The 19,387-nt window shown below is 64.9% G+C and carries 16 protein-coding genes; 6 read left to right on the top strand and 10 right to left on the bottom strand.

What is annotated here, in order from left to right; translation table 11 throughout:
* Positions 1–50: 50 nt before the first annotated feature.
* Positions 51–1,493: a UdgX family uracil-DNA binding protein gene (locus Q0Q36_RS21620; protein WP_293801341.1), complete on the bottom strand. Its 1,443-nt coding sequence runs from the start codon at positions 1,491–1,493 to the stop codon at positions 51–53.
* The gene (locus Q0Q36_RS21615; protein ID WP_293801339.1) at positions 1,490–2,722 is read right to left on the bottom strand and encodes a putative DNA modification/repair radical SAM protein; all 1,233 of its coding nucleotides are present in this window, start codon (positions 2,720–2,722) and stop codon (positions 1,490–1,492) included. Before Q0Q36_RS21615 ends, Q0Q36_RS21620 begins: the two co-directional genes overlap by 4 nt.
* A gap of 182 nt (positions 2,723–2,904) precedes the next feature.
* On the opposite strand from Q0Q36_RS21615, the gene Q0Q36_RS21610 reads away from it, so the two are divergent.
* Complete coding sequence (locus Q0Q36_RS21610; RefSeq protein WP_293801337.1) at positions 2,905–3,453, top strand: biliverdin-producing heme oxygenase; 549 nt, start codon at positions 2,905–2,907, stop codon at positions 3,451–3,453.
* Positions 3,450–5,984 (top strand): HWE histidine kinase domain-containing protein, encoded by a 2,535-nt coding sequence (locus Q0Q36_RS21605; protein WP_293801335.1) that lies wholly within the window; start codon positions 3,450–3,452, stop codon positions 5,982–5,984. The genes Q0Q36_RS21610 and Q0Q36_RS21605 overlap by 4 nt, the downstream gene beginning before the upstream one ends.
* 21 nt (positions 5,985–6,005) lie before the next feature.
* Here Q0Q36_RS21605 and Q0Q36_RS21600 read toward each other — a convergent pair whose 3' ends face one another.
* From Q0Q36_RS21600 to Q0Q36_RS21590, 3 genes are read right to left on the bottom strand one after another with little or no spacing between them, the layout of a single operon-like run.
* Entirely contained in the window at positions 6,006–7,073 is a 1,068-nt protein-coding gene (locus Q0Q36_RS21600; protein ID WP_293801333.1) for a histidine kinase dimerization/phosphoacceptor domain -containing protein, read from the bottom strand.
* A 22-nt stretch (positions 7,074–7,095) separates the two neighbouring features.
* The gene (locus Q0Q36_RS21595; protein WP_293801356.1) at positions 7,096–7,509 is read right to left on the bottom strand and encodes a response regulator; all 414 of its coding nucleotides are present in this window, start codon (positions 7,507–7,509) and stop codon (positions 7,096–7,098) included.
* Between the two features lie 26 nt (positions 7,510–7,535).
* Positions 7,536–9,032 carry an ATP-binding protein gene (locus Q0Q36_RS21590; RefSeq protein ID WP_293801331.1) on the bottom strand — a complete coding sequence of 499 codons (1,497 nt, stop codon included), beginning with the start codon at positions 9,030–9,032 and terminating at the stop codon, positions 7,536–7,538.
* Positions 9,033–9,482: 450 nt separating this feature from the next.
* Here Q0Q36_RS21590 and Q0Q36_RS21585 point away from each other — a divergent pair, with 450 nt between their 5' ends.
* Positions 9,483–9,797, top strand: coding sequence for a hypothetical protein (locus Q0Q36_RS21585; RefSeq protein ID WP_293801329.1), 315 nt, complete (start codon positions 9,483–9,485; stop codon positions 9,795–9,797).
* A 180-nt stretch (positions 9,798–9,977) separates the two neighbouring features.
* On the opposite strand, the gene Q0Q36_RS21580 is transcribed toward Q0Q36_RS21585, so the two are convergent.
* Complete coding sequence (locus Q0Q36_RS21580) at positions 9,978–11,084, bottom strand: helix-turn-helix domain-containing protein (RefSeq protein WP_293801327.1); 1,107 nt, start codon at positions 11,082–11,084, stop codon at positions 9,978–9,980.
* 110 nt (positions 11,085–11,194) lie between these two features.
* On the opposite strand from Q0Q36_RS21580, the gene Q0Q36_RS21575 reads away from it, so the two are divergent.
* The 3 genes from Q0Q36_RS21575 to Q0Q36_RS21565 are packed head-to-tail and all read left to right on the top strand — an operon-like array spanning position 11,195 to position 14,483.
* Positions 11,195–12,433 (top strand): S8 family peptidase, encoded by a 1,239-nt coding sequence (locus Q0Q36_RS21575; RefSeq protein WP_293801325.1) that lies wholly within the window; start codon positions 11,195–11,197, stop codon positions 12,431–12,433.
* A 17-nt stretch (positions 12,434–12,450) separates the two neighbouring features.
* Positions 12,451–13,416 carry a cache domain-containing protein gene (locus Q0Q36_RS21570; protein WP_293801323.1) on the top strand — a complete coding sequence of 322 codons (966 nt, stop codon included), beginning with the start codon at positions 12,451–12,453 and terminating at the stop codon, positions 13,414–13,416.
* Positions 13,413–14,483 (top strand): neurotransmitter-gated ion-channel ligand-binding protein, encoded by a 1,071-nt coding sequence (locus tag Q0Q36_RS21565; RefSeq protein ID WP_293801321.1) that lies wholly within the window; start codon positions 13,413–13,415, stop codon positions 14,481–14,483. Before Q0Q36_RS21570 ends, Q0Q36_RS21565 begins: the two co-directional genes overlap by 4 nt.
* A gap of 148 nt (positions 14,484–14,631) precedes the next feature.
* On the opposite strand, the gene Q0Q36_RS21560 is transcribed toward Q0Q36_RS21565, so the two are convergent.
* The 4 genes from Q0Q36_RS21560 to Q0Q36_RS21545 all read right to left on the bottom strand — a co-directional run bounded on the left by Q0Q36_RS21560 (position 14,632) and on the right by Q0Q36_RS21545 (position 19,007).
* Entirely contained in the window at positions 14,632–16,062 is a 1,431-nt protein-coding gene (locus Q0Q36_RS21560) for a TRAP transporter large permease subunit (RefSeq protein WP_293801319.1), read from the bottom strand.
* Entirely contained in the window at positions 16,059–16,586 is a 528-nt protein-coding gene (locus Q0Q36_RS21555; RefSeq protein ID WP_293801354.1) for a TRAP transporter small permease subunit, read from the bottom strand. The genes Q0Q36_RS21560 and Q0Q36_RS21555 overlap by 4 nt, the downstream gene beginning before the upstream one ends.
* Positions 16,587–16,756: 170 nt before the next feature.
* On the bottom strand, positions 16,757–17,497 hold the full coding sequence (locus Q0Q36_RS21550; protein WP_293801317.1) for a response regulator: 741 nt from the start codon (positions 17,495–17,497) through the stop codon (positions 16,757–16,759).
* Entirely contained in the window at positions 17,487–19,007 is a 1,521-nt protein-coding gene (locus Q0Q36_RS21545) for an ATP-binding protein (protein ID WP_293801315.1), read from the bottom strand. Before Q0Q36_RS21545 ends, Q0Q36_RS21550 begins: the two co-directional genes overlap by 11 nt.
* Positions 19,008–19,387 lie beyond the last annotated feature (380 nt).

Genomic DNA, 19,387 nt, shown 5'->3' with positions numbered 1-19,387 from the left:
CGGTCGTACGGTATCGGCAAGCCAAGGCAAAGCGGCTCACCAAAAAAGGCTTAGTGCCGGAACGTCCGCTGCTGCACGCGGGCGAGGTCCGCGACGAAGCGGGCGTATTCGCGAGCGCGCGCCTCCTCGTCCGGCAGGCGAAGCAGGAACGAGGGATGGACGGTGGCCACCAGTGGCGTGCCATCTTCAAGCGCCAGCTCACGATCGCGCGCACTGGCCAACGCGCCGGCATGCCCCGTCAGCGATCGCAGGGCGCTGGCGCCAAGGGCCACGACAAGCCGGGGCTTCACGAACTGCAGTTCGAGATCGAGCCAGAAGCGACAGGCCTTGATCTCTCCGACATTGGGCTTTTCGTGGATACGCCGCTTACCGCGGAGTTGAAATTTGAAGTGCTTCACCGCATTGGTGACATAGGCGCGCGCACGATCGAGACCGGCCTCTTTCATCGCCCGATCGAAGACCTGCCCTGCCGGCCCAACGAACGGCCGGCCGGCAAGGTCTTCCTGGTCTCCGGGCTGCTCGCCGACGAACAGAATAGGGGCATCCAGCGGGCCTTCTCCGAATACCGTTTGCGTGGCGTGGCAATGAAGCTCGCAGCGGCGGCAGCGTTGCGCCGCGGCGGCCGCATCCTGCCAGGACGTGATCGCGGGATCGTCGGCAGACGCCTCGGGCCGATGCCGAAGCTGCCTGACATGTCGTTCGGGTGGCTGCGTCGGGGCGCGCATCACCATATCCTCTGCTCGCCGGGCGGCGCTTGCGATCAGAGGCACAATCAATTCGGCCTCGGGTAGGTTCCGCCAGTATTTCACTGGCATCTCACTTTTCATCGCCTTCGGCTTCAGGCGGGCCGGATTGAAGATGTTGGCGTAGTAGGTGAGCCAATAGGCTTCCATGGCATCGGTGTCCGGCGCGTCGGCCTTGCTGGCGGCGGGGCCGAGCTGGAGCGTCGCGCCGTCCCAGTGCAGCGAACCCTGCGGCGTCATGATCGACCAGATCATCCCGGCGAAGCGCCCCGTGAAGAAGATCGCGGCGCGTTCGAGGATGAAATGCTCCGGCTCGAACCAGGCGATGAAAGGGCCGTTCTCGTCCGCGCCCGACACCGCCCGGAAGCGAACGAAGGCGGTCATCTTGTGCAGGTCGCGGCGGACCGAGCGGGCCATCGCCTCGGCGCGTGCGATGTCGAAATCAGCCGCATTGTCGAGCAGGCGCGGCTCGTCCTGCAAGCGCAGCAGCAGGCGATGCAGCAGGACGAAACGCCCGGCATCCCGATGACAGACGACATTTTCGGCAAGATCGATGAAACGACGGGACACGGTCAGGGCGGGGCCTTCGCCCTCGGCCGGGGCGGTGCTATCCGTCGCGAACAATCCGGCATCGTCCTCCCCCGTCAGCCAGGCGACGTTCTCGGGCTGGACGCGGGCAAGCGCCAGCCGGCGGGCCTCGCGGCGCCAGCCGGCAAAATCGGCAGGCCCGTTGAGCCGGGCCGCAATCATGGGAACAGCGTCAATTGTCGCGGTTGCGGCTTGAGCCGGGCCCGCAGGTTGCGGGCGTCGAGTCCGTGGCCCGGCCGCCAACCTTCCGCCAGAATGAAATGCCGGATCGTCGCGACCGAGCGCGTCAATCGACCGATATCTTCCAGCCTGAGCCGCCGGAACCGCCGCGAGGCCAGGATGCGATCGACGCTGCGGGTGCCCAGACCCGGCACCCGCAACAGGGTCTCGCGATCGGCCCGGTTCACGTCGACGGGAAAACGCCCGCGCTCGCGCAGCGCCCAGGCGAGCTTGGGGTCGATATCGAGATCGAGCATCTCGCCAGTCCCGAGGATTTCCTCTGTCTCGAATCCATAGAAACGCGTCAGCCAGTCGGCCTGATAAAGCCGGTGCTCGCGCATCAGCGGCGGCGGCTGAAGCGGCAACTGGCGCGAGGCATCGGGGATCGGGCTGAACGCCGAGTAATAGACCCGCTTCAGGCCGAAGCTGCCATAGAGCCAGGCGCTACGCTTCAGGATCGCGGAATCGCTCGCGCCATCGGCACCGACGATCATCTGCGTGCTCTGCCCCGCCGGCGAGAAGGCCGGGGCCTTCGCGCTCTTCTCCCGTTCCTCGCGCGCTGCCTCGATCTTCAGCTTGAGGCCACCCATTGCGCTCTTGATCTCGCCCGCCTGCTTCTCGGGAGCGAAGCGCGCGAGCGCCGCCTCGCTCGGCAATTCTACATTGATCGACACCCGGTCCGCGAAAAGCCCGGCGCGCTCGATCAGGTCGCGGCTCGCGCCGGGGATCAGCTTGAGATGGATATAGCCGCGGAACCCGTGCTGCCGACGCAGCGTTTCGGCGACGCGTACAAGCTCCGCCATCGTGTAGTCCGCCGAGCGGATGATTCCCGAGGACAGAAAAAGGCCTTCGATATAGTTGCGACGGTAGAAATTCAGGGTCAGCGCAACGACCTCCTCGACCGAGAAGCGGGCGCGGCGGACATTGCTCGACGAGCGATTGATGCAGAAGACGCAGTCGAAACTGCAGAAATTCGTGAGCAGGATCTTGAGCAGCGAGATGCAGCGGCCGTCGGGCGCATAGGAATGGCAGATGCCGGCGCCCGTCGTGGAGCCCAGACCTTTTCCGTCACGCGAATCTCGCTTCGTGGTGCTGCTCGACGCGCAGGAGGCGTCGTATTTCGCAGCGTCGCTGAGGATTTCGAGCTTCTCCATGACCGAGAGCTGTGCCATCACCCTTCCTTTTGTTCCCTATATGTTCTTATTCCGATGTTGGATCGAGTTCAAGCCAATCCGTTGGGCCAGAATGCTGGGCGGGTCACAGCGGGAGGACAATCTGCAATGAAAACAGCGACTATTCCGTCGATATCGGGTTATAGCGATGCTGATGCGGAAAGATTCTGGATGCCGACGGAATGATTGAGATCAGAAGTTTCCTTCGCGACGAGACGAACGAGCTTCATCGCGAGCTGGACGCCATCGTCGGCGTTTTTTCGAACCGCGCCGAATACGTCCGCTTCCTGCAGGGCACGTTCCGTCATCGCGCCCCGGTCGAGGCCGCGTTGCTGAACGCCGATGCCGCCCGCATTGCCTCTTGGCAGCCACGCCAACTTCTGCCGGAGTTGGAGACCGACCTCGCCGACCTGGCGCTCCCATTGCCCGCGGCCGAGCCATTCCATCTGTCAAATGACATGGCTTCGTACCTGGGGGCTGCCTATGTTCTCGAAGGCTCTGCCCTGGGGGCTCGCGTGCTGGTGAAGGGAGTGGACGCTCTGGGTTTCGGGTCTGAATGCGGAGCGCGCTACCTCTCGGCGCAAGCTGGCTCGCTTGAAAGCTGGCGCGCGATCCTGGTCGCGCTGGACGGGCTCGACCGGCTGGCGTGGGAAGCCGCGGCCCGGGCGGCCAGGGCGGTCTTCCTGCATGCCATCCAGGCCTTCACTTCGGAAGAACTCTCTCCTGCATGACGACGGTTGATCTGACGAACTGCGATCGCGAGCCGATCCATATCCCCGGCAGCGTCCAGTCCCATGGCTGCTTGATCGTGTGCGATGCCGAGGCGGTGACGATCCGGCGCCATTCCAGCAATGCCAGCGCCTTCCTTGGTCTGGGGGAGTTCGAGCTCGTCGGTCGCCGGCTCGAAGAGGTTCTCGGCGGGCCGGTCGTGCATGAGATGCGCAATGCGCTCGCACGTTCTGGCGTGCCCTCCCGTGCGGGCTTGATGCCCCGCTATCGCCTGCCGGCGCTGGATCGCGATTTCGACATCTCGATCCATGCCTTCAAGGGCAACGCCATCATCGAGTTCGAGGAGAGTGTCCCGGCCGGGCCTAGCTCACCGCTCGAATTCGCCCGGACGCTGGTAGGCCGCCTCTCGGACGTGACGACGCCGGGCCAGCTGATCAAGAACGCGGCGCGCCTGCTCCGGGCCGTGCTCCAGTACGACCGGGTGATGATCTACCAGTTCGCGCCCGACGGTTCCGGCAAAGTGGTGAGCGAGGCCAAACGCCCCGACCTCGAAAGCTTCATGGGGCAGCATTTCCCGGCCAGCGACATCCCGCAGCAAGCACGACAGCTCTATCTCCTCAATCCGATCCGCGTGGTTTCGGATTCGAGCGGGGAGCGCTTCCCGATCACCCCCGTGCTCGATGCAGCGGGCGAGCCGCTCGACCTGTCCTATGCGCATCTGCGTAGCGTTTCGCCAATCCATTGCGAGTACCTGCGCAACATGGGGGTCTCGGCCTCGATGTCGGTCTCGATCATCGTCGACGGCGCGCTCTGGGGGCTGATCGCCTGCCACCATTACAGCCCGCGCTCGCTCCCGATGAATCGCCGGATCGCAGCGGAGATCTTCGGCGAGTTCTTCGCGCTCCAACTTGGTGCCCTGACACAGAAGCAGATGCTGCTCGCAGCGGAGAAGGCGCGGGATTTTCTCAACGGCCTGCTGTCGTCTGCCGCGCATGTCACCGACGCCTCGAGCTTCCTCGGCCAGCACCTCGCCGAGTTCCGCAACCTCGTCGAAAGTGACGGCGTCGGCGTCTGGGTGAATGGCGAGTGGCGGTCGGAAGGTAGCGCGCCGCCGGCCGAGTTCGCTGAAGAACTGGCCGCTTTCGCTGGCTCGGTCTGCGAAGGGCGGATCTGGGCGACGACGGCGCTGGCCGAGGCGCTGCCGTCGGCGCGCATTTACGCCGATGCATTCGCCGGCATGCTGGCCATCCCGCTATCCCAGATTCCGCGCGACTACCTCTTCTTCTTTCGGAAGGAACTGGTCCACACGATCGAATGGGGCGGCGACCCCAACAAGACCTACACGACCGGTCCCCATGGCGACCGCCTCACGCCGCGGCAGAGTTTCGCCGTCTGGAAGGAGACCGTGGCCGGCCATTCCAAGATCTGGACGCCGGTCGAGCGCGAACTCGCCGAATCCGCGCGCCGGACCCTGATCGAGGTCGTCCTGCGCCAGAGCGAACTCTTGGCCGACGAGCGAAACAAGGCCGAAATCCGCCAGAAGATGCTCAATCAGGAGCTCAATCACCGGGTCAAGAACATCCTCGCCCTGATCAAGTCGATCGTTGCTCATCCGCTCGCGGAAGGCGCTACGATCGAGGCCTATGTCACCTCGCTGAAAGGGCGGATCGAGGCGCTCGCGATCGCCCATGACCAGGCGATGCGGGCGAGCGGCGGCGGTCTGCTGCTCGATCTCGTCAACGCGGAAGCCTCGCCCTATCGGACGAGCGGCGGCACGATCGCGGTTCGCGGCCCCGCCGTCTCGCTCGATGCCCGTGCCTTCTCGGTTGTCGCCCTGGTGATTCACGAATTGATCACCAACGCCGCCAAGTACGGAGCGCTATCCGTCAAGACCGGCGAACTCATTGTCGACTGGTCCGCGAATGCCGCCGGCGATTGCGAAATAGTCTGGCAGGAGCGGGGCGGCCCATCGGTCAGGCCCCCGTCGCGGCCGGGGTTCGGCAGCATCCTGATCGATCGCAGCATTCCCTACGATCTTGGCGGCCGGAGCGATCTGGCCTTCGAGCCCGAGGGCATCACGGCCAAGCTCCGCATCCCCGCCAAATTCGTTCGCTGGACGGAGGATGCCGCGTCTCCCGAAGAGGCCCCCGTGCCGGTCAAGGGCAAGCCCGGCCGGCCATTGGAAGGCAGGCGCGTGCTGCTGGTCGAGGACCAGTTCATCATCGCGATGGATTGCGAGGACATGCTGGCGACCCTGGGCGCAAGCCAGGTCGAAGTCTGCGCGAATGTGTCCGAGGCCCTGTCGTTCCTGGGCCGGACGGCGCCGGATCTCGCGATCCTCGACGTCAATCTCGGCTCCGAAACCTCGGAGCCGATAGGCAACCGCCTGCGCGAGCTCGGCGTGCCCTTCCTCTTCGCGACAGGCTACGACGATCTTGCGATCCTCGGCGTCGCCGAGGCGACGACGCTGCGCAAGCCCTACAATCTCGCTTCGCTGGAGGCGGCGCTGCGCAGGCTTCCGGGCATCGCGTAGATCATCGGCGTCCGGCGCGGTTCAGGCCGCTTCGGTCGCTGGAGGTGCCAGGCCGGCGAGCGAGAGCTCCATGACGGCCTGTGTGCCGCGTCCGCCCGTGTCCGCATAGCGCAATTCGGTGGCGAGGCTCCTCGCCATCGCGCGTACGATCTTGCTGCCGAGACCGGTGCCCCTGATCGTGCCGGTTCCGCCCCAGCCGATCCCGTCGTCGGCGACCTTGAGTGTGACGGTGTCGCCATCACGGGAAAGGCTGACCCTGACTTCGCCCAGGCCGTTCGGATAGGCGTATTTCAGCGCGTTGGTGACCAGTTCCGTCGCGATCAGCCCGATCGAGATCGCTTTGTCGGTTTTCGCCAGCACGGATTCCGCCTCGAAGCGGATCTCCGGCATCTGGCCGGAGCCGGTGAGCGACTGGGCGAACTCGTCAAGCAGCGAGCGGAGATAGCCGGCGAGATCGACGGCACGGACATCGTCCGAGGTGTAGAGGCTGCGATGCAGGTTGCCGATCGCCGTGATGCGCGCTTGCGTCTCGGCAAGCGCCGCCTTGGCGCCGGGGTCCTCGACCGAATTGGCCTGCATCCGAACGAGCGAGCCGACCAGCGACAGGCTGTTGGCGACGCGGTGGTTCACTTCCGCCAACAGCGTCACGGCCCGGTCGCGGGCCTCCCGGACCTCCTGCTCGGCCTGTTCGCGGGCACGGGTCAGGCGCGTCTTGACGACGGCATGTTCCAGCGCGGCCCGCAGCAAGACCTCGAAATCCTCGCCGACCGTCTTGACGACATAGTCCATGGCGCCTGCCTTCAGCGCCGTCACCGCGATCGACAGCTCCGAGGAAGCAGTCACGTAGATGACTGCGGGAGAAGCCGCGTCCGTGGACAGCGCAGCCAGAACGTCGAGTCCCGAAGCTGTCCCCAGATCGTGGTCGAGGATGATAACGTCCGTACCGCCCGTTGCCGCGCGCGCGAGGCCGGCCTCGGCGGTCTCGACATGCTCCACGAGATAATTATGGCGCGCGAGCATGCGCTGCACGAGGCGCCCGAGCGTGGCGTCGTCGTCGATATAGAGGACGTTGATGGGCCGGTTCGGCATCAGCGGCGGCCGCGCAAGCCGTTCATGGCGTTTCCGGAACCTGGATGACGGAGAAGAACAGCCCGAGCTGTCGGATCGCATTGGCGAAGCCGTCATAGTCCACGGGCTTGGTGATGTAGACATTGGCGCCGAGATCGTAGCAGCGCTGGATTTCGCGGCTGTCGTCGGTCGTGGTCAGCACGACGACCGGCGAGCGCTTGGTATGCACGTTCGCCTTCACCTTCTCGAGGATGTCGACGCCGCCCATGTCGGGCAGGTTGAGGTCGAGCAGGATGAGGAGCTGGCGGCCGGCGCTGACGGCGCCGGAGCCGTCTGCGCCGAACAGGTAGCTCAGTGCATCCGTGCCGTTCGCGAATGGGATGATCTCATTGCTGACCCCGGCGCGGCGGATGTTCTTCTCGATGAGGCGGGCATGGCCTTCATCGTCCTCGATCATAATGATCGAGACGGGCTTTCCATTGGTCACGCTTCGGCACTCCGTCTGTAGGCCGTGAGGTCGGGGGGCAGGGTCACGGTAAAGGTCGTGCCCTTTCCAAGGTCTGAGCGCACGGCAATGTCGCCGCCGAGATTGCGCACCATCGTGCGGACATGGGCGAGGCCGATGCCTTCGCCCGCCGTATTCTGCGAGCCAGAGCGTCGGAACAGCTCGAAGATGCGCTCGTGATCCGTCGCCGCGATACCGCGGCCATTGTCCTCGATCTCGATCTTGATCCAGCCGCGGCGCTCCCGGCGCGTGCGTACGGCGATCCGGATCGGGCGATCCGGCGCCCGGTACTTGATGGCGTTGTCGAGGAGATTCCCCATGACTTGGTCGAGCGACAGGCGATCGCTCGTGATGCGGGGAACCTGCGCGTCGATCTCGATCCCGCCGCCTTCCTCCGCGCTGGCCTGATGGTGGACCGCCGCTGCTGCCGCCTCGATAAGCCCGGTCAGATCGACGCTCTCGGCCCGCAATTCGCGCCGGCCCTCGCGGGAGATCTTGAGGATCGCATTGATGAGCCCGTCCATCTTGCGCGTCGACGAGCGGATGAAGCCGATCGCCTCGGCGACATCGATCCGCAACGCCTCTTCCGCTGCAGCCTTCTGATCGAGGGTAGCAGTTGCGCCGGCACCGACATAGGCCTCGATCGGCTTGAACATCGCCTCCAACTCGCTGGTGAAGCCCATGATGTTCACCAGCGGGGCGCGCAGATCATGCGTCACGATATAGGCGAAACGCTGGACCTCCTCGTTCGCCTTGACGAGCGCATCCGTGCGCTCGCGCACGCGTTCTTCCAGCCCGGCATTGAGCCTTTCGACCTCGCGTCGGGCCGCGACCAGTTCGCGCGTGTAGCGGATGATCGTCCAGCTCGCCGCTCCGGCCATGGCGAGGATCAGGATCGCGCCGATGATCGTGGTCCAGCGCAACCTCGCCGAGGCCGTGACCTGGGCTTCGATCGCCTCCCGCAGCTCTTTTTCCGAGATAGTGAGAATAGCGCTCAGGTCGCTGCGCAATTCGTCCATCAGGCGCTTTCCGGTGCCGTTGCGGACAAGGTTCAGCGCCGCCTCGGTATCACCCTTGCGCGTGGCTTCGACGGTCGCGGCAAGCTCGGACATCTTCCGGTCGAGCTCGCTATTGACCCGCTGCAGGATGGGAGTGATCTCGGGCAGCGTTGCTGCGGCACGTTCGAGCCGGAGGCGTTGGTCGGCAAGCCTGGAAGATGCCGCATCGTACGGAGCAAGATAGCTTTCGTCCCGCGTCAGCAGAAAGCCGCGTTGGCCCGTCTCGGCGTCCTGCACGAGCGACAGCAGGTCAGCGGTCGCGCTTCGAACGGCGCGGGCTGCAGTCACCTCTCCGAAATAGCGTTCGTTTGCCGCCGTCAGCAAGAGAGATGTAGCAACGATAACGATCAGCACGGCGATGCCGACGGCCAGAAGCAGGGCGTTCGAGCGTTGGAAGAACGCCTGAGAGATAGGCATGCAGAGAACCAGCGGGTGAGGAACCTCTCTTTGCGCCGATCAGAGCTTCAAGAGCAACATCAAATGACATTGCAGGGAGCGCGCCTACGTGCATCGCGCATAAAAAGTGGCTCGCCGCCTCATCACTAGGCGGTCCGGGCTGGGCGGGACCCGGCCCAAGGCGTCTCCCTCAACGTTCTTCGTTCGGCTTTAGTGCGGGAAGGACGTCGAGGCGTAGATTAGCTACGTAGATTCTCGCTCCATGGGCGTCCTGCACCATGACTGAGCCGACAGATGCGACGAAGTGGCCCTGATTCAATGGCGACAAACTCGCCGTGACAACCTTGCATAGCGAGGACGACATCTGGCTCGACCGGGTTCGTGACGGCGACTTCGCCGCGGTCCCGCACGAGCTGTCCTGGTTGCAATCGGCCCGGCTCGCCCATCTCATCAACGGCTACGACACCTCTCGTGCGCTCGGCCTCGGTGACCTTCATGCCTGGGCAAATGCGCGCGCGGACGAAGCTGCCCGGATCGATTCATGGCGCGATCGAACTCTGGCTCTGCCTGTTCTACGAGCATCGGCGCTGGCGGCATTTCGGCTGCCAGCCGGAGGACCAGGAGTGCGACCTCCTCGATCGGCTGAGCCAGCAGCTTCGTCAGTGGCTTGGGACGGCCAGCAAGCATGAGCGCGGCATCTTGGTGCGGCAGATCGCGGGCAACCCAGCCGGAGCAGAAGCCTGTTCCGTCGAATTCCAAATCGCCAGTACCCAAGCTGCTAGCTAAGCTCTTAGTACTGGGCAGCTTTTTAGGGAGGATTTCCAGAGTGCCTTTCTTACGCTTCCATTGTCGGAGCCCAGTCCGATTCTGGAAGCATAAGCGTCCCGGTTGATCGCAACATCGCCGAGCGGTGACGGCGAGCTAGCGCCGATATCGGACTCTAGAGTTCCGGCCGAAAGCCGACAGTCAGGCCAGGTGCCGAAGCCAGTTCGCCAGGCTGCCATCGCCTGCTTCGAGCGATGGCGACAGGCGCAGATGCGCGGCGTCGCGCGGTGCGATGCCGAACTGGGCCTTGAAGGCGCGCGAGAAGGCATCGTCGCTCGAAAAGCCGAACTGACGCGCGATCTTCCCGATGCCGCCCCTTCCACGCGCCGAGGCATTGAGCGCCAGCCGGGCTCGTGCCAGCCGGCGCTGGCGAATATAGTCGGAGACGCCGCCGATCGGCGCAAAAAGGCGGTAAAGCGCCGAGCGCGACAGGCCGAATGCACTGCAGAGCATTCTGGCATCCAGATCGGGATCGCCGATCCGGCGGTCAATGAAGCGGCAGATCATCGCCACGCTCGCCGCCAGCGTCGCAGGGGCCTCGCTGTCGCGCATCAGCGCTGGCGACAGACAGGCCGAAAGCAGTTGCGCGCTGGCCTTGGCGATATCGGGAGCTGCAACCGGCTCAAGCGTGGGCGCTGCCTTCAGCAGGCTGCGCAGATGGTCGCCCGCCAGCGAGCCGAGCGGGCTTGCCCCGGGCAGAACGGTGCCATGCACACGGTCCAGACTACCGGCATCGAGCGCGAGCAGACTGCGCGGCAACACCAGGTTGACCGCCCGCATGTCGGTGGCATGCGACCGGATCGGGCGCGACAGGTCGAAAACCAGGACGTCGCCCGCGCCGGCATGGATTTCCTCGCCATCCAGGTCGAGCGTCGTATGACCGGCCTCGTACCGCTGGATCAGCAGGTGGTCGACGCCGACCGCGCCAATCAGACTTTCGGATCGTTCATAGTGCTGGGCGCTCGTCGCCACCTGCCCGACCAGTGCCGTGCTCAGATGGTGCCGATCGAGTTCGGCATGGAAACCGGCATCCCAATCGCAAGTGAGCGGCCGGACATCGAAGATCGGTGCAATGGTCTCCCGCCAGCTCCCGAAAAGCTCGCGCGCGTCATCGCCTCCCCTGCCCATCGCCCAGCCTGCCCCCTCTCGCAGCCCCGCCCCGTTACCAGGCATCGGCGAGGTTTTTCTAGACGAGAGAGAGCTGCGATAACGTAAAGAGCCCACCGGAGAGTGCTGATACGCCGCCACGGATGATTGGGACGCAGCGTCGCCTCTCCGCCGTCTCCCCAGTTTTCATTCCATGTTACGCGCCGATCAACCAGCCCACGCCTGCTGGACGACGTTGACGAGCCTTGCCTATGCCGACCATCGCCACGCGCCGCATCTTTCTTCGCTCCGCCTTTCTCGGCGCAACCGCCGCGTCGCTCCTTGCCGCTTTCATGCCGGTCGTCGCTTCGGCATCGGATACACCCTCGCTGCCGGACGCATTCTTCGGCCGTCCCGCCCGCTATCTCCCGCGTGCCGCCACGGCGATGGCGCCCGCATATTTCGCGACGCCCGAATACAACGCCAATTATGGTCTCGCGCAGATCAATGCCGCCGACGCCTATGCGCTCGGGCTCAGCGGAAAGGGCGTGCTGGTGGCGGTGGTCGGTAGCGGCATCGACCCGACGCATTCCGAATTTGCCGGCAGGCTCTCGCCGCTGTCCCGCAATTTCGGCTTCGACCTGCCCGATCCCGCCGATATCCTCGATCGGGACAGGACATCGCACGGAACCCATGTGGCCGGGACGATCGCCGCCGCGAAAGACGGCAACGGCATGCGTGGCGTCGCCTACAACGCCGAGATCCTGGCCTTGCGCGCGATCGTTCCGAGCGGCGGGGACGTTGCGGCCGCCATCCGCTATGCGAGCGAGCATGGCGCGAAGGTCCTGAACGGCAGCTACGGCCCGTCCTATCCCTCGCCGACCCTGCCGGACGGCAGCCACAACCCGGATTACGTGGTCGTCCCGATCCAGCCCTATCATATCGACGGCACTTCTGCCGAAGTGTCAGCCATTCGGCAGGCCGGCGCTTCGGACACGGTCATGGTCTTCGCCGCGGGCAACGAGCGCGAAGACCAGCCGGTGATCGCGCGAAACCCGACGGGAGCGGCCTTCTACCCCGCGATCCGCCCGGAGAACGCCGGCAAGAACCTCTATGTCTTCCTCGACGGCGATGACAACCAGATCAACGCGAGCCGCCTCGATTATTCGGATCTCCAGCCCTACACGATCGCCGTCGTCGCGGTGGATCGCGATCGCAAGATCGCGTCGTTCAGCAACTATTGCGGCATAGCCGCGGCCTGGTGCCTTGCGGCGCCCGGTGTCGGCATCCTCTCGACCGTGACCGCGGCCAATGGCAGCTCTCCGACCGAGCCGTATAACCTGTCCAGCGGAACCTCGATGGCCGCTCCGCATGTGGCGGGGGCAGCGGCTCTCGTCCGCGAAGCGGGCTTCGTCACCCCGCAGATCGAGGTGGCCGGCTCCTATGACGGCGACCTGCGCCTGGGCGCCACGACCCACCGCTTCTCCTTCCAGGCGATCACCCGCTGGTAGACCGACCGGAGATGCCCATGCTGCCCCCCATCGGACGACGCCTGCTGGGTGCCGGCCTGCCCGCCCTCCTTCTCGCCTGCATTCTCGGGACAATGCTGTGGCACCAGCATCGCAGCGTCGAGCAGGTCGCATCCCGCAGCCGAGAGGAGCAGATGCGGCTGGTCGGGACCTTGCTCGGTTCGAGCTTCGATCAGGCCGCCAGGTTCTCGCTCTCGCTCGCCGAATCCTTCGCGCGCAATGCCGAGATTCGCGACGCTCTCGCCGCTGAAGATCGCACGCGGCTGCAAGCCCTGTCCCAGGACGCCTACCAGTATCTCAGCCGGCAGGCGAACGTGCAGATCTTCGGCTTTCACGACAAGGAGCTGCGTTACCTGCTGCGCATGCATCGCCCCGATCAGTATGGTGACGACATATCCGCCTTTCGGGCCATGATCGTCGCAGCCAACCGGTTGCAGCGCGCCCAGACGGGAATCGAGATCGGCATCGCCGGCATCGGCATCCGCGGTGTCGCGCTCGTCCAGCGCGGTGCTGAATTCTTCGGGACGATGGAGGTCGGGTTCGACCTTCGGCCGTTGATCGAGCTCGTCAAGACGGCGACGAACAGCGAAATCGCGATCGTGGCTGCGGCCTCCCTCACCGGCGTCGCGCTCGATCCGAAACTGCCTGCGGCCGGCGGCCTCAGCATCATGGCCTCAACCGACGACCAGCTTTTCCTGGACCTGCTGCGTGCCAGGGGAACGCAGCCGCAACGAGATATCGAGTTCGGCCGCAGGCAGATCGGCGAGCGCAGCTACGGCTTCATGAGCCAGCCATTGGTCGACTTCTCGGGCAAGCTGGTCGGCACTATCCTGATGCTCAAGGAAGAGCCCCGGTCCGACTGGCGCCGCCTGAACACCGAGCTATGGGTCGTCGCGCTTTGCGGCGGCATTCTCGCCTTTGTCGGCTTTCTCGTATTGTCGCGCCCTCGGCGGGCCGTTTCATGATCGGCCGCCTGCTTTTCCTTCTCGTGATCTTCTTCGGCCTCGTTCAAGGCGCATGGGGCGAGGAAAGGTCGGGCAGCGGCAAGGCCGCGCTGCCGGAGGCCACCGGCCTGCCCGTTCGGGTGCATGTCGCGCTGCGTGTGCTGAATATCCTCGAGGTCAAAGAGGTCTCCGGGCAGGGGCGACTGCATCTCGAGTTGACGCAACGCTGGCAGGATCCGCGCCTTGCCTTCGACGCGGTCGCGCGCGGCCTTGCCCGCGAGGATCGGGTCGGCGAGGAGGCCGACGAGCATCTCAAGGCCATCTGGTCGCCCGGCCTCGCGCTCGACAACCAGATTGGTGACAAGGACGCCCGCATCGTCGCCCTTTCCGTGCATGCCGATGGCGAGGTGGTGCTGATCGAGCGCTTCGAAAGCGATTTCCGCTTTCGGATGAACATGGACGCCTTTCCCTTCGATCGGCAGAACCTGACGATCGGGCTCTCGCTTCCGCGTTACGCGCAACAGGAGACGGTCGTCCTGACGACGGAGGCCGACCGCCCCTTCTCCGGCGTCGAGGATAGGCTCTCGGTCGTCGACTGGCGGCCGGTCGGCCTGCGCTTCACCAACGATCTCGCGATCGGCTGGAATGCACGCTCCTATTCGCGCCTCAACGCGACCGTGACGATCGCACGCTATGCGGAGCGCTATCACCTGCGCATCTTCGTCCCCATCATCGCGGTTCTCGCGGTCTCGCTGTTCGTGCTGTGGTCACCGGGTTTGAAGGAGCAGGACAAGGGAGGCCTGATCTTCTCGTCGCTGCTGGCTCTGGCCGCGATCAGCTTCACCTTCGAATCCTCGTTTCCCGGCTCGATCTCCCTCAATACCCCGGTCGCCGAGATGATATCGCTCGGATATCTCTACCTCGTCACGGTGCTGATGTTCGAGATCGCGCTGTCGGTCGCGGTCGCCCACCCCAGCTTCCGCTGGCGCGACCAGGCCGCCGATTTACGCTGGCATCTGCGCTGGGCGGTGCCGGCGACGATGTTGATCATCTGCATCGGGGCAGCGGTCCGCGCCCTGCCAGGATAATTCCGCTCTCCCACGATCGGATTTTCGGAGCTTGTTCGAAGAGCGAGCGATCCGGGAGGTTATCCGAAATCATGTGATCGCCCCCACCGCATGGCCTGGCGACCAAGGTAGTTTGCCCTCGTTTGCCGAAGCGCGCCCCCCACCTGACTCAAGGCTTCGGCGGCGTCAGTCCCTGCAGCTCGATCGTCCCGAAGGATGGCATGGTGCCAAGCTGCTTCTCCAGCGCCATTGGATCGAGCGTCGCCGGCTTTTCCAGCCAATAGGTCACCATCTGCGGGAAGGCGATCATCAGTGCGACCAGGATGAGTTGCAACACGATCCAGGGGATCGAGCCGAGATAGATGTCGCGGCTCTTCACCGTCGGCGGGGCGATGCCGCGCAGATAGAACAGCGCGAACCCAAAGGGCGGGTGCATGAACGAGGTCTGGATGTTGGCGCAGATCAGGAGCGCAAACCAGATCAGGTTGATGTCCAGCTTCTCCGCCGCCGGCGCCAGCATCGGGATGATGATGAAGGCGATCTCGAAAAAATCGAGGAAGAAGGCGATGAAGAAGATGAAGACCATCGTGAAGGTCAGGAAGCCGACCTGACCGCCGGGCAGGCCGGTCAGCATGTGCTCGATCCACAAGCCGCCGCCGACGCCCTGGAAGACCAGGCTGAACACGCGCGAACCGATCAGGATCATCGTCACCATCGCGGTGATGCGCATGGTCGAGGACATCGCCTGATAGGTCAGCTTCCAGGTGAGCGTGCGATACATCGCGGCCAGCCCGATCGCGCCGACCGCACCCATGGCGCCGGCTTCGGTCGGAGTTGCCAGGCCCATGAAGATCGTGCCGAGCACGAGGAAGATCAGCGCCGCCGAAGGCACGATGCCACGGATGCACTTCTTGACCAGGGCCCAGCCCTTCAGCGTGCGGGCCTCCGGCGGCAGGGCCGGAACGGCTTCCGGCCGGATGATCGAGAGGATGACCACCCAGATGCAGAACAGCGCGACCTGCACGATGCTGGGGCCGATGGCGCCGGCATACATGTCGCCGACCGAGCGGCCCATCACGTCTGCCAGCACCACCAGCACCAGCGAGGGCGGTATCAGTTGCGTGATCGTGCCGGACGCCGCGATGACGCCGGTGGCGTGGCGCATGTTGTAGCCGTAGCGCATCATCACCGGCAGCGAGATCACGCCCATGGCGATGACCGAGGCCGCGACCGTGCCGGTGATGGCGCCGAGGATCGCGCCGACGAAGATCACAGCATAGGACAGGCCGCCGCGCACGCTGCCGAAGAGCTGGCCGATCGAATCGAGCAGGTCCTCCGCCAGGCCGCAGCGCTCTAGGATCGCGCCCATGAAGGTGAAGAACGGGATAGAGAGCAGCAGGTCGTTCGAGATGATCCCGAACAGCTGGAAGGTCAGGTTGCCCATGTAGTTGGGCGTGATCACCCCCATCTCGATGGCGATGAAGCTGAAGAACAGCCCGACCGCGGCGAGCGAGAAGGCCGCGGGATAGCCGATGAGCAGGAAGAGGATCAGCCCCCCGAACATCATGGGGCCGAGATTGGAGCGGATCGCGTCGATCATTGCAGCGGCTTCTCGTAGGCGTATTCGTGCTGGTGGAAGCCACGCAGCGCCGCGGCACGCTTGATCATCTCGGAGATGCCCTGCACCAGGATCAGGACGAAGCCGACCGGCAGGAGCAGGATGACGGGCCAGCGGATCAGGCCGCCAGCATTGTTCGAGGCCTCGTTCAGCGTCCAGGACTGGACGAACCAGGGCCAGGTGAACCAGATCATCACGATGCACATCGGCAGCAGGAAGACCGCGCCGCCGAGCAGGTCGATCCAGTGTCGCGTCCGGTCGGAGACCATGCCGTAGAACAGGTCGACCCGGACATGCTCGTTGACCTTCAGCGTATAGGCCGAGCCGAGCAGCACCATGCCGGCGAACATGTACCACTGCAGTTCGAGCCAGGCATTCGAGCTGTAAGAGAAGATGTAGCGGATCGTGGCGTTGCCGGCGCTGACGACGCAGGCCAGCAGGACGAGCCAGCTCGCCACGACGCCCAGCGCGCCGCCGACCCGGTCTATGGCCCGGGAAAGCGGCATCAGTTCGCGGCAGAAGACCCACGCGATCAGGACGGTCCCAGCCATGCAGCCGACCGTGGCCAAAGCCAACCAAAGCTTGAACATGCGCTCCCCGTCCCGCGGTTATCCGCTTATTCCAGGGAGTCGCAGCTACCAGCTAGGCGCTTATCTGTTCCATTGCGGGAGACGGGCTATCGCATAGCTCCGGCATAACCGATTGCGTCGAGCTGCTCCTGCGTCCGCAGGCGATAGCCGACAGCGAGCTCGGTGACGATATAGATCGGCTGCGCCGGATCGAGCTCGATCCGATTGCGCAGCTTCTTCATCAGGATACGCAGGTATTGCACATCCTCCACAGGTTCCTGAGGCCAGAGCTCGCGCATCAATTGCCGATGCGTCAGCACATGGCCGTGATGGACCGCGAGGACCCGCAGCAACGCGAACTGCTTGGGCGAAAGTATGACGGCACTGCCGTCCCGGCTGACGAGCCGGCGGGCGATGTCGATCGAGAGCGCGCCGACGCGCACGATAGGCTCCGCCGTCTCCTGCTTCACGCTCCGGCGCAGCACGACGCGCGCACGGGCCAGAAGCTCTGCCATCCCGAACGGCTTGACGATGTAGTCGTCGGCACCGCCTTCCAGCAGCCTGACCTTCTCGGCTTCCGACTTGCGCACCGAGAGCACGATCACCGGCACCTGCGACCAACTGCGCAGCCCTTCCAGGACGGCCGCGCCGTCGGAGTCGGGCAGGCCGAGATCAAGCACGACGAGATCGGGCTGGCGCATCACGGCGAGTTCCGTCGCCTGCCGCGCGGTCTCGGCCTCGATCACCCGAAAGCCATGCATTTCGAGCCCTGTCCGCAGGAAGCGGCGGATGGCGAGATCGTCATCGACGACGAGCACGAGCGGCGCGGAAGAGGTTTCAGCGGTCATGGTCGTCCCCGCCGGCCGTCTCTTCCGCGATGGGCAAATGGATGCGCATGGCGGTGCCCCGGTTCGGCCCTTCGCTCGACGCGATGATGCGTCCGCCATTGGCTTCGACGAAAATCCGCGCGATCGTCAAGCCCAGCCCGCTGCCGCCGGCGATGTCGGCATGCCGCTCGCCGCGATGGAAGCGCTCGAAGATGTCCTCCGCTTCGCGCGCGTCGAGGCCGGCTCCGTCATCCGATACCGTGACGACGCAGCCTGCTTCCTCCTGCTCCACGACGATGCGGATCGACGCGCCGTCCTGCGTATATTTCGCGGCGTTCTCTATAACGTTGACGAGTGCCTGGGCGAGCAGAACAGGATCGACGCGAATGAGCGGAAGCGGCTCGTGGAAGGACCGTTTGATGATCCGCCCGCGCAGGCGGTCGGCTGCGGTGCCGAGCGCATCGTTGACGATATCGGCCGGGTCGACAGTGTCGAGGCGCGGCTGCAGAGCTCCCGCCCGGATGCGGCCAAGGTCGAGCACATCCTGGATCAGCCGGTCGAGCCGGCGCGCTTCCAGCTCGATGCCGGTGGCGAGGCTGCCCAGAGGGGGGCGGGCCGCCAGATCCGGCAGCGCGGCGAGAACGCTGGCAGAGCCCATGATGCCGGCCAGCGGGGTTCGCAGTTCATGCGAAACCGACTCGACGAGAATGTCGCGCAACTCGTCGGCGCGCTGGCGCAGCTTTCGCTCGGCCAGCGCCTGCGACAGGCCGAGCCGCTCCAGCGAGCGGGCGCTTTCGGCGAGCAGCGCCGGTATCCGTGCGATCGCCTCGTCATGATCCTGCGTGTCCGCCGCGTTCAGGCGCAGGGCCAGGGCGGCCGGCCGCTCCTGCCCGCTGGTGATGCGGCAGAGGAGCCAGCGATGGCCGAGGATCGTCACCGGGAGCGTGCCGGGGCCTCCGGCTGTCGCGAGAAATGCAGGCACCGTCGATTGCAGGGCGGCGGTATCGCTTTCGGAAAGGGAGGTTCGGGCAGTCCGCAGGGCACCGCGATCCTGCGGGACGAAAAGGACGACCGGCTGCCCGAGCGCCTCGGAAACATGGTCCGCGACCGCATCATAGACCGACTCCACATCATTCGCCGCGAGGATGGCGCTGCTGAGTTCATAGACCTGGCGGATCGTGCGCTCGTTCTGTTTCGCCCGCAGCATCTCGGTGCGCATCCGCCCCGCCAATGTGCCAACTGTCAGGGCAACGACCAGAGAGGTGGCAAGGTCGATCATCTGGGCCGGCTCGAACACGAGCGGGCTGAACAATGGCGGATAGAACAGCGAGGTCATGAAGGCGCCAAGCAGCGCCGCGGCGATCGCCGGCCCGGTTCCCCATCTTATCGCCGAAACCAGGATGGGCAGCATGTAGATGGCGGACACGCTGTCCAGCGGCGCGAACCAGACTACGACCACGGCCACCATCGTGGCGATCGCCATGAGCGCGACAGTCTTGAGATAGGGACTGAGAAGGCGAAGCGCGGGCATTTTACCTTGAACAATACCAATGGGCCGTTGGGTCTATGAATGCCTCAAGTGCATTGCAGTTGGGGTAGGCCGGATTCTGCATCTTAAGGCAACGGCTCCTCCAGCCGGCAAGCTTGCTCGCAGCCTTCGCAAACTCTCCCGGGCGGCAACACCTTTGCCCCGGGGCAGACAACCCTTTCTCTTCTACTTTCCCTCAATCCGCGCCATTTCCGGACATCGAGCACTCGCCCGCAGGCGGGCATCCTGAACCGAGCGCTGGCCTGATTAACATCCTATTGGTGACCTGCTCGGCACCTTTCCAGAGAGGGCAGCAATTAATCTTCAACGGCTTCCTGCTGGCGCGAAATGGCAAGCAGCCTCTTTGCCGGAAGGGCTAGTCC

The sequence above is a fragment of the uncultured Allobosea sp. genome, from assembly GCF_945957345.1.
GTDB lineage: Bacteria > Pseudomonadota > Alphaproteobacteria > Rhizobiales > Beijerinckiaceae > Allobosea.
Note: the sequence above shows the minus strand (reverse complement) of the source record. Positions and strands in the feature narration are given on the sequence as shown.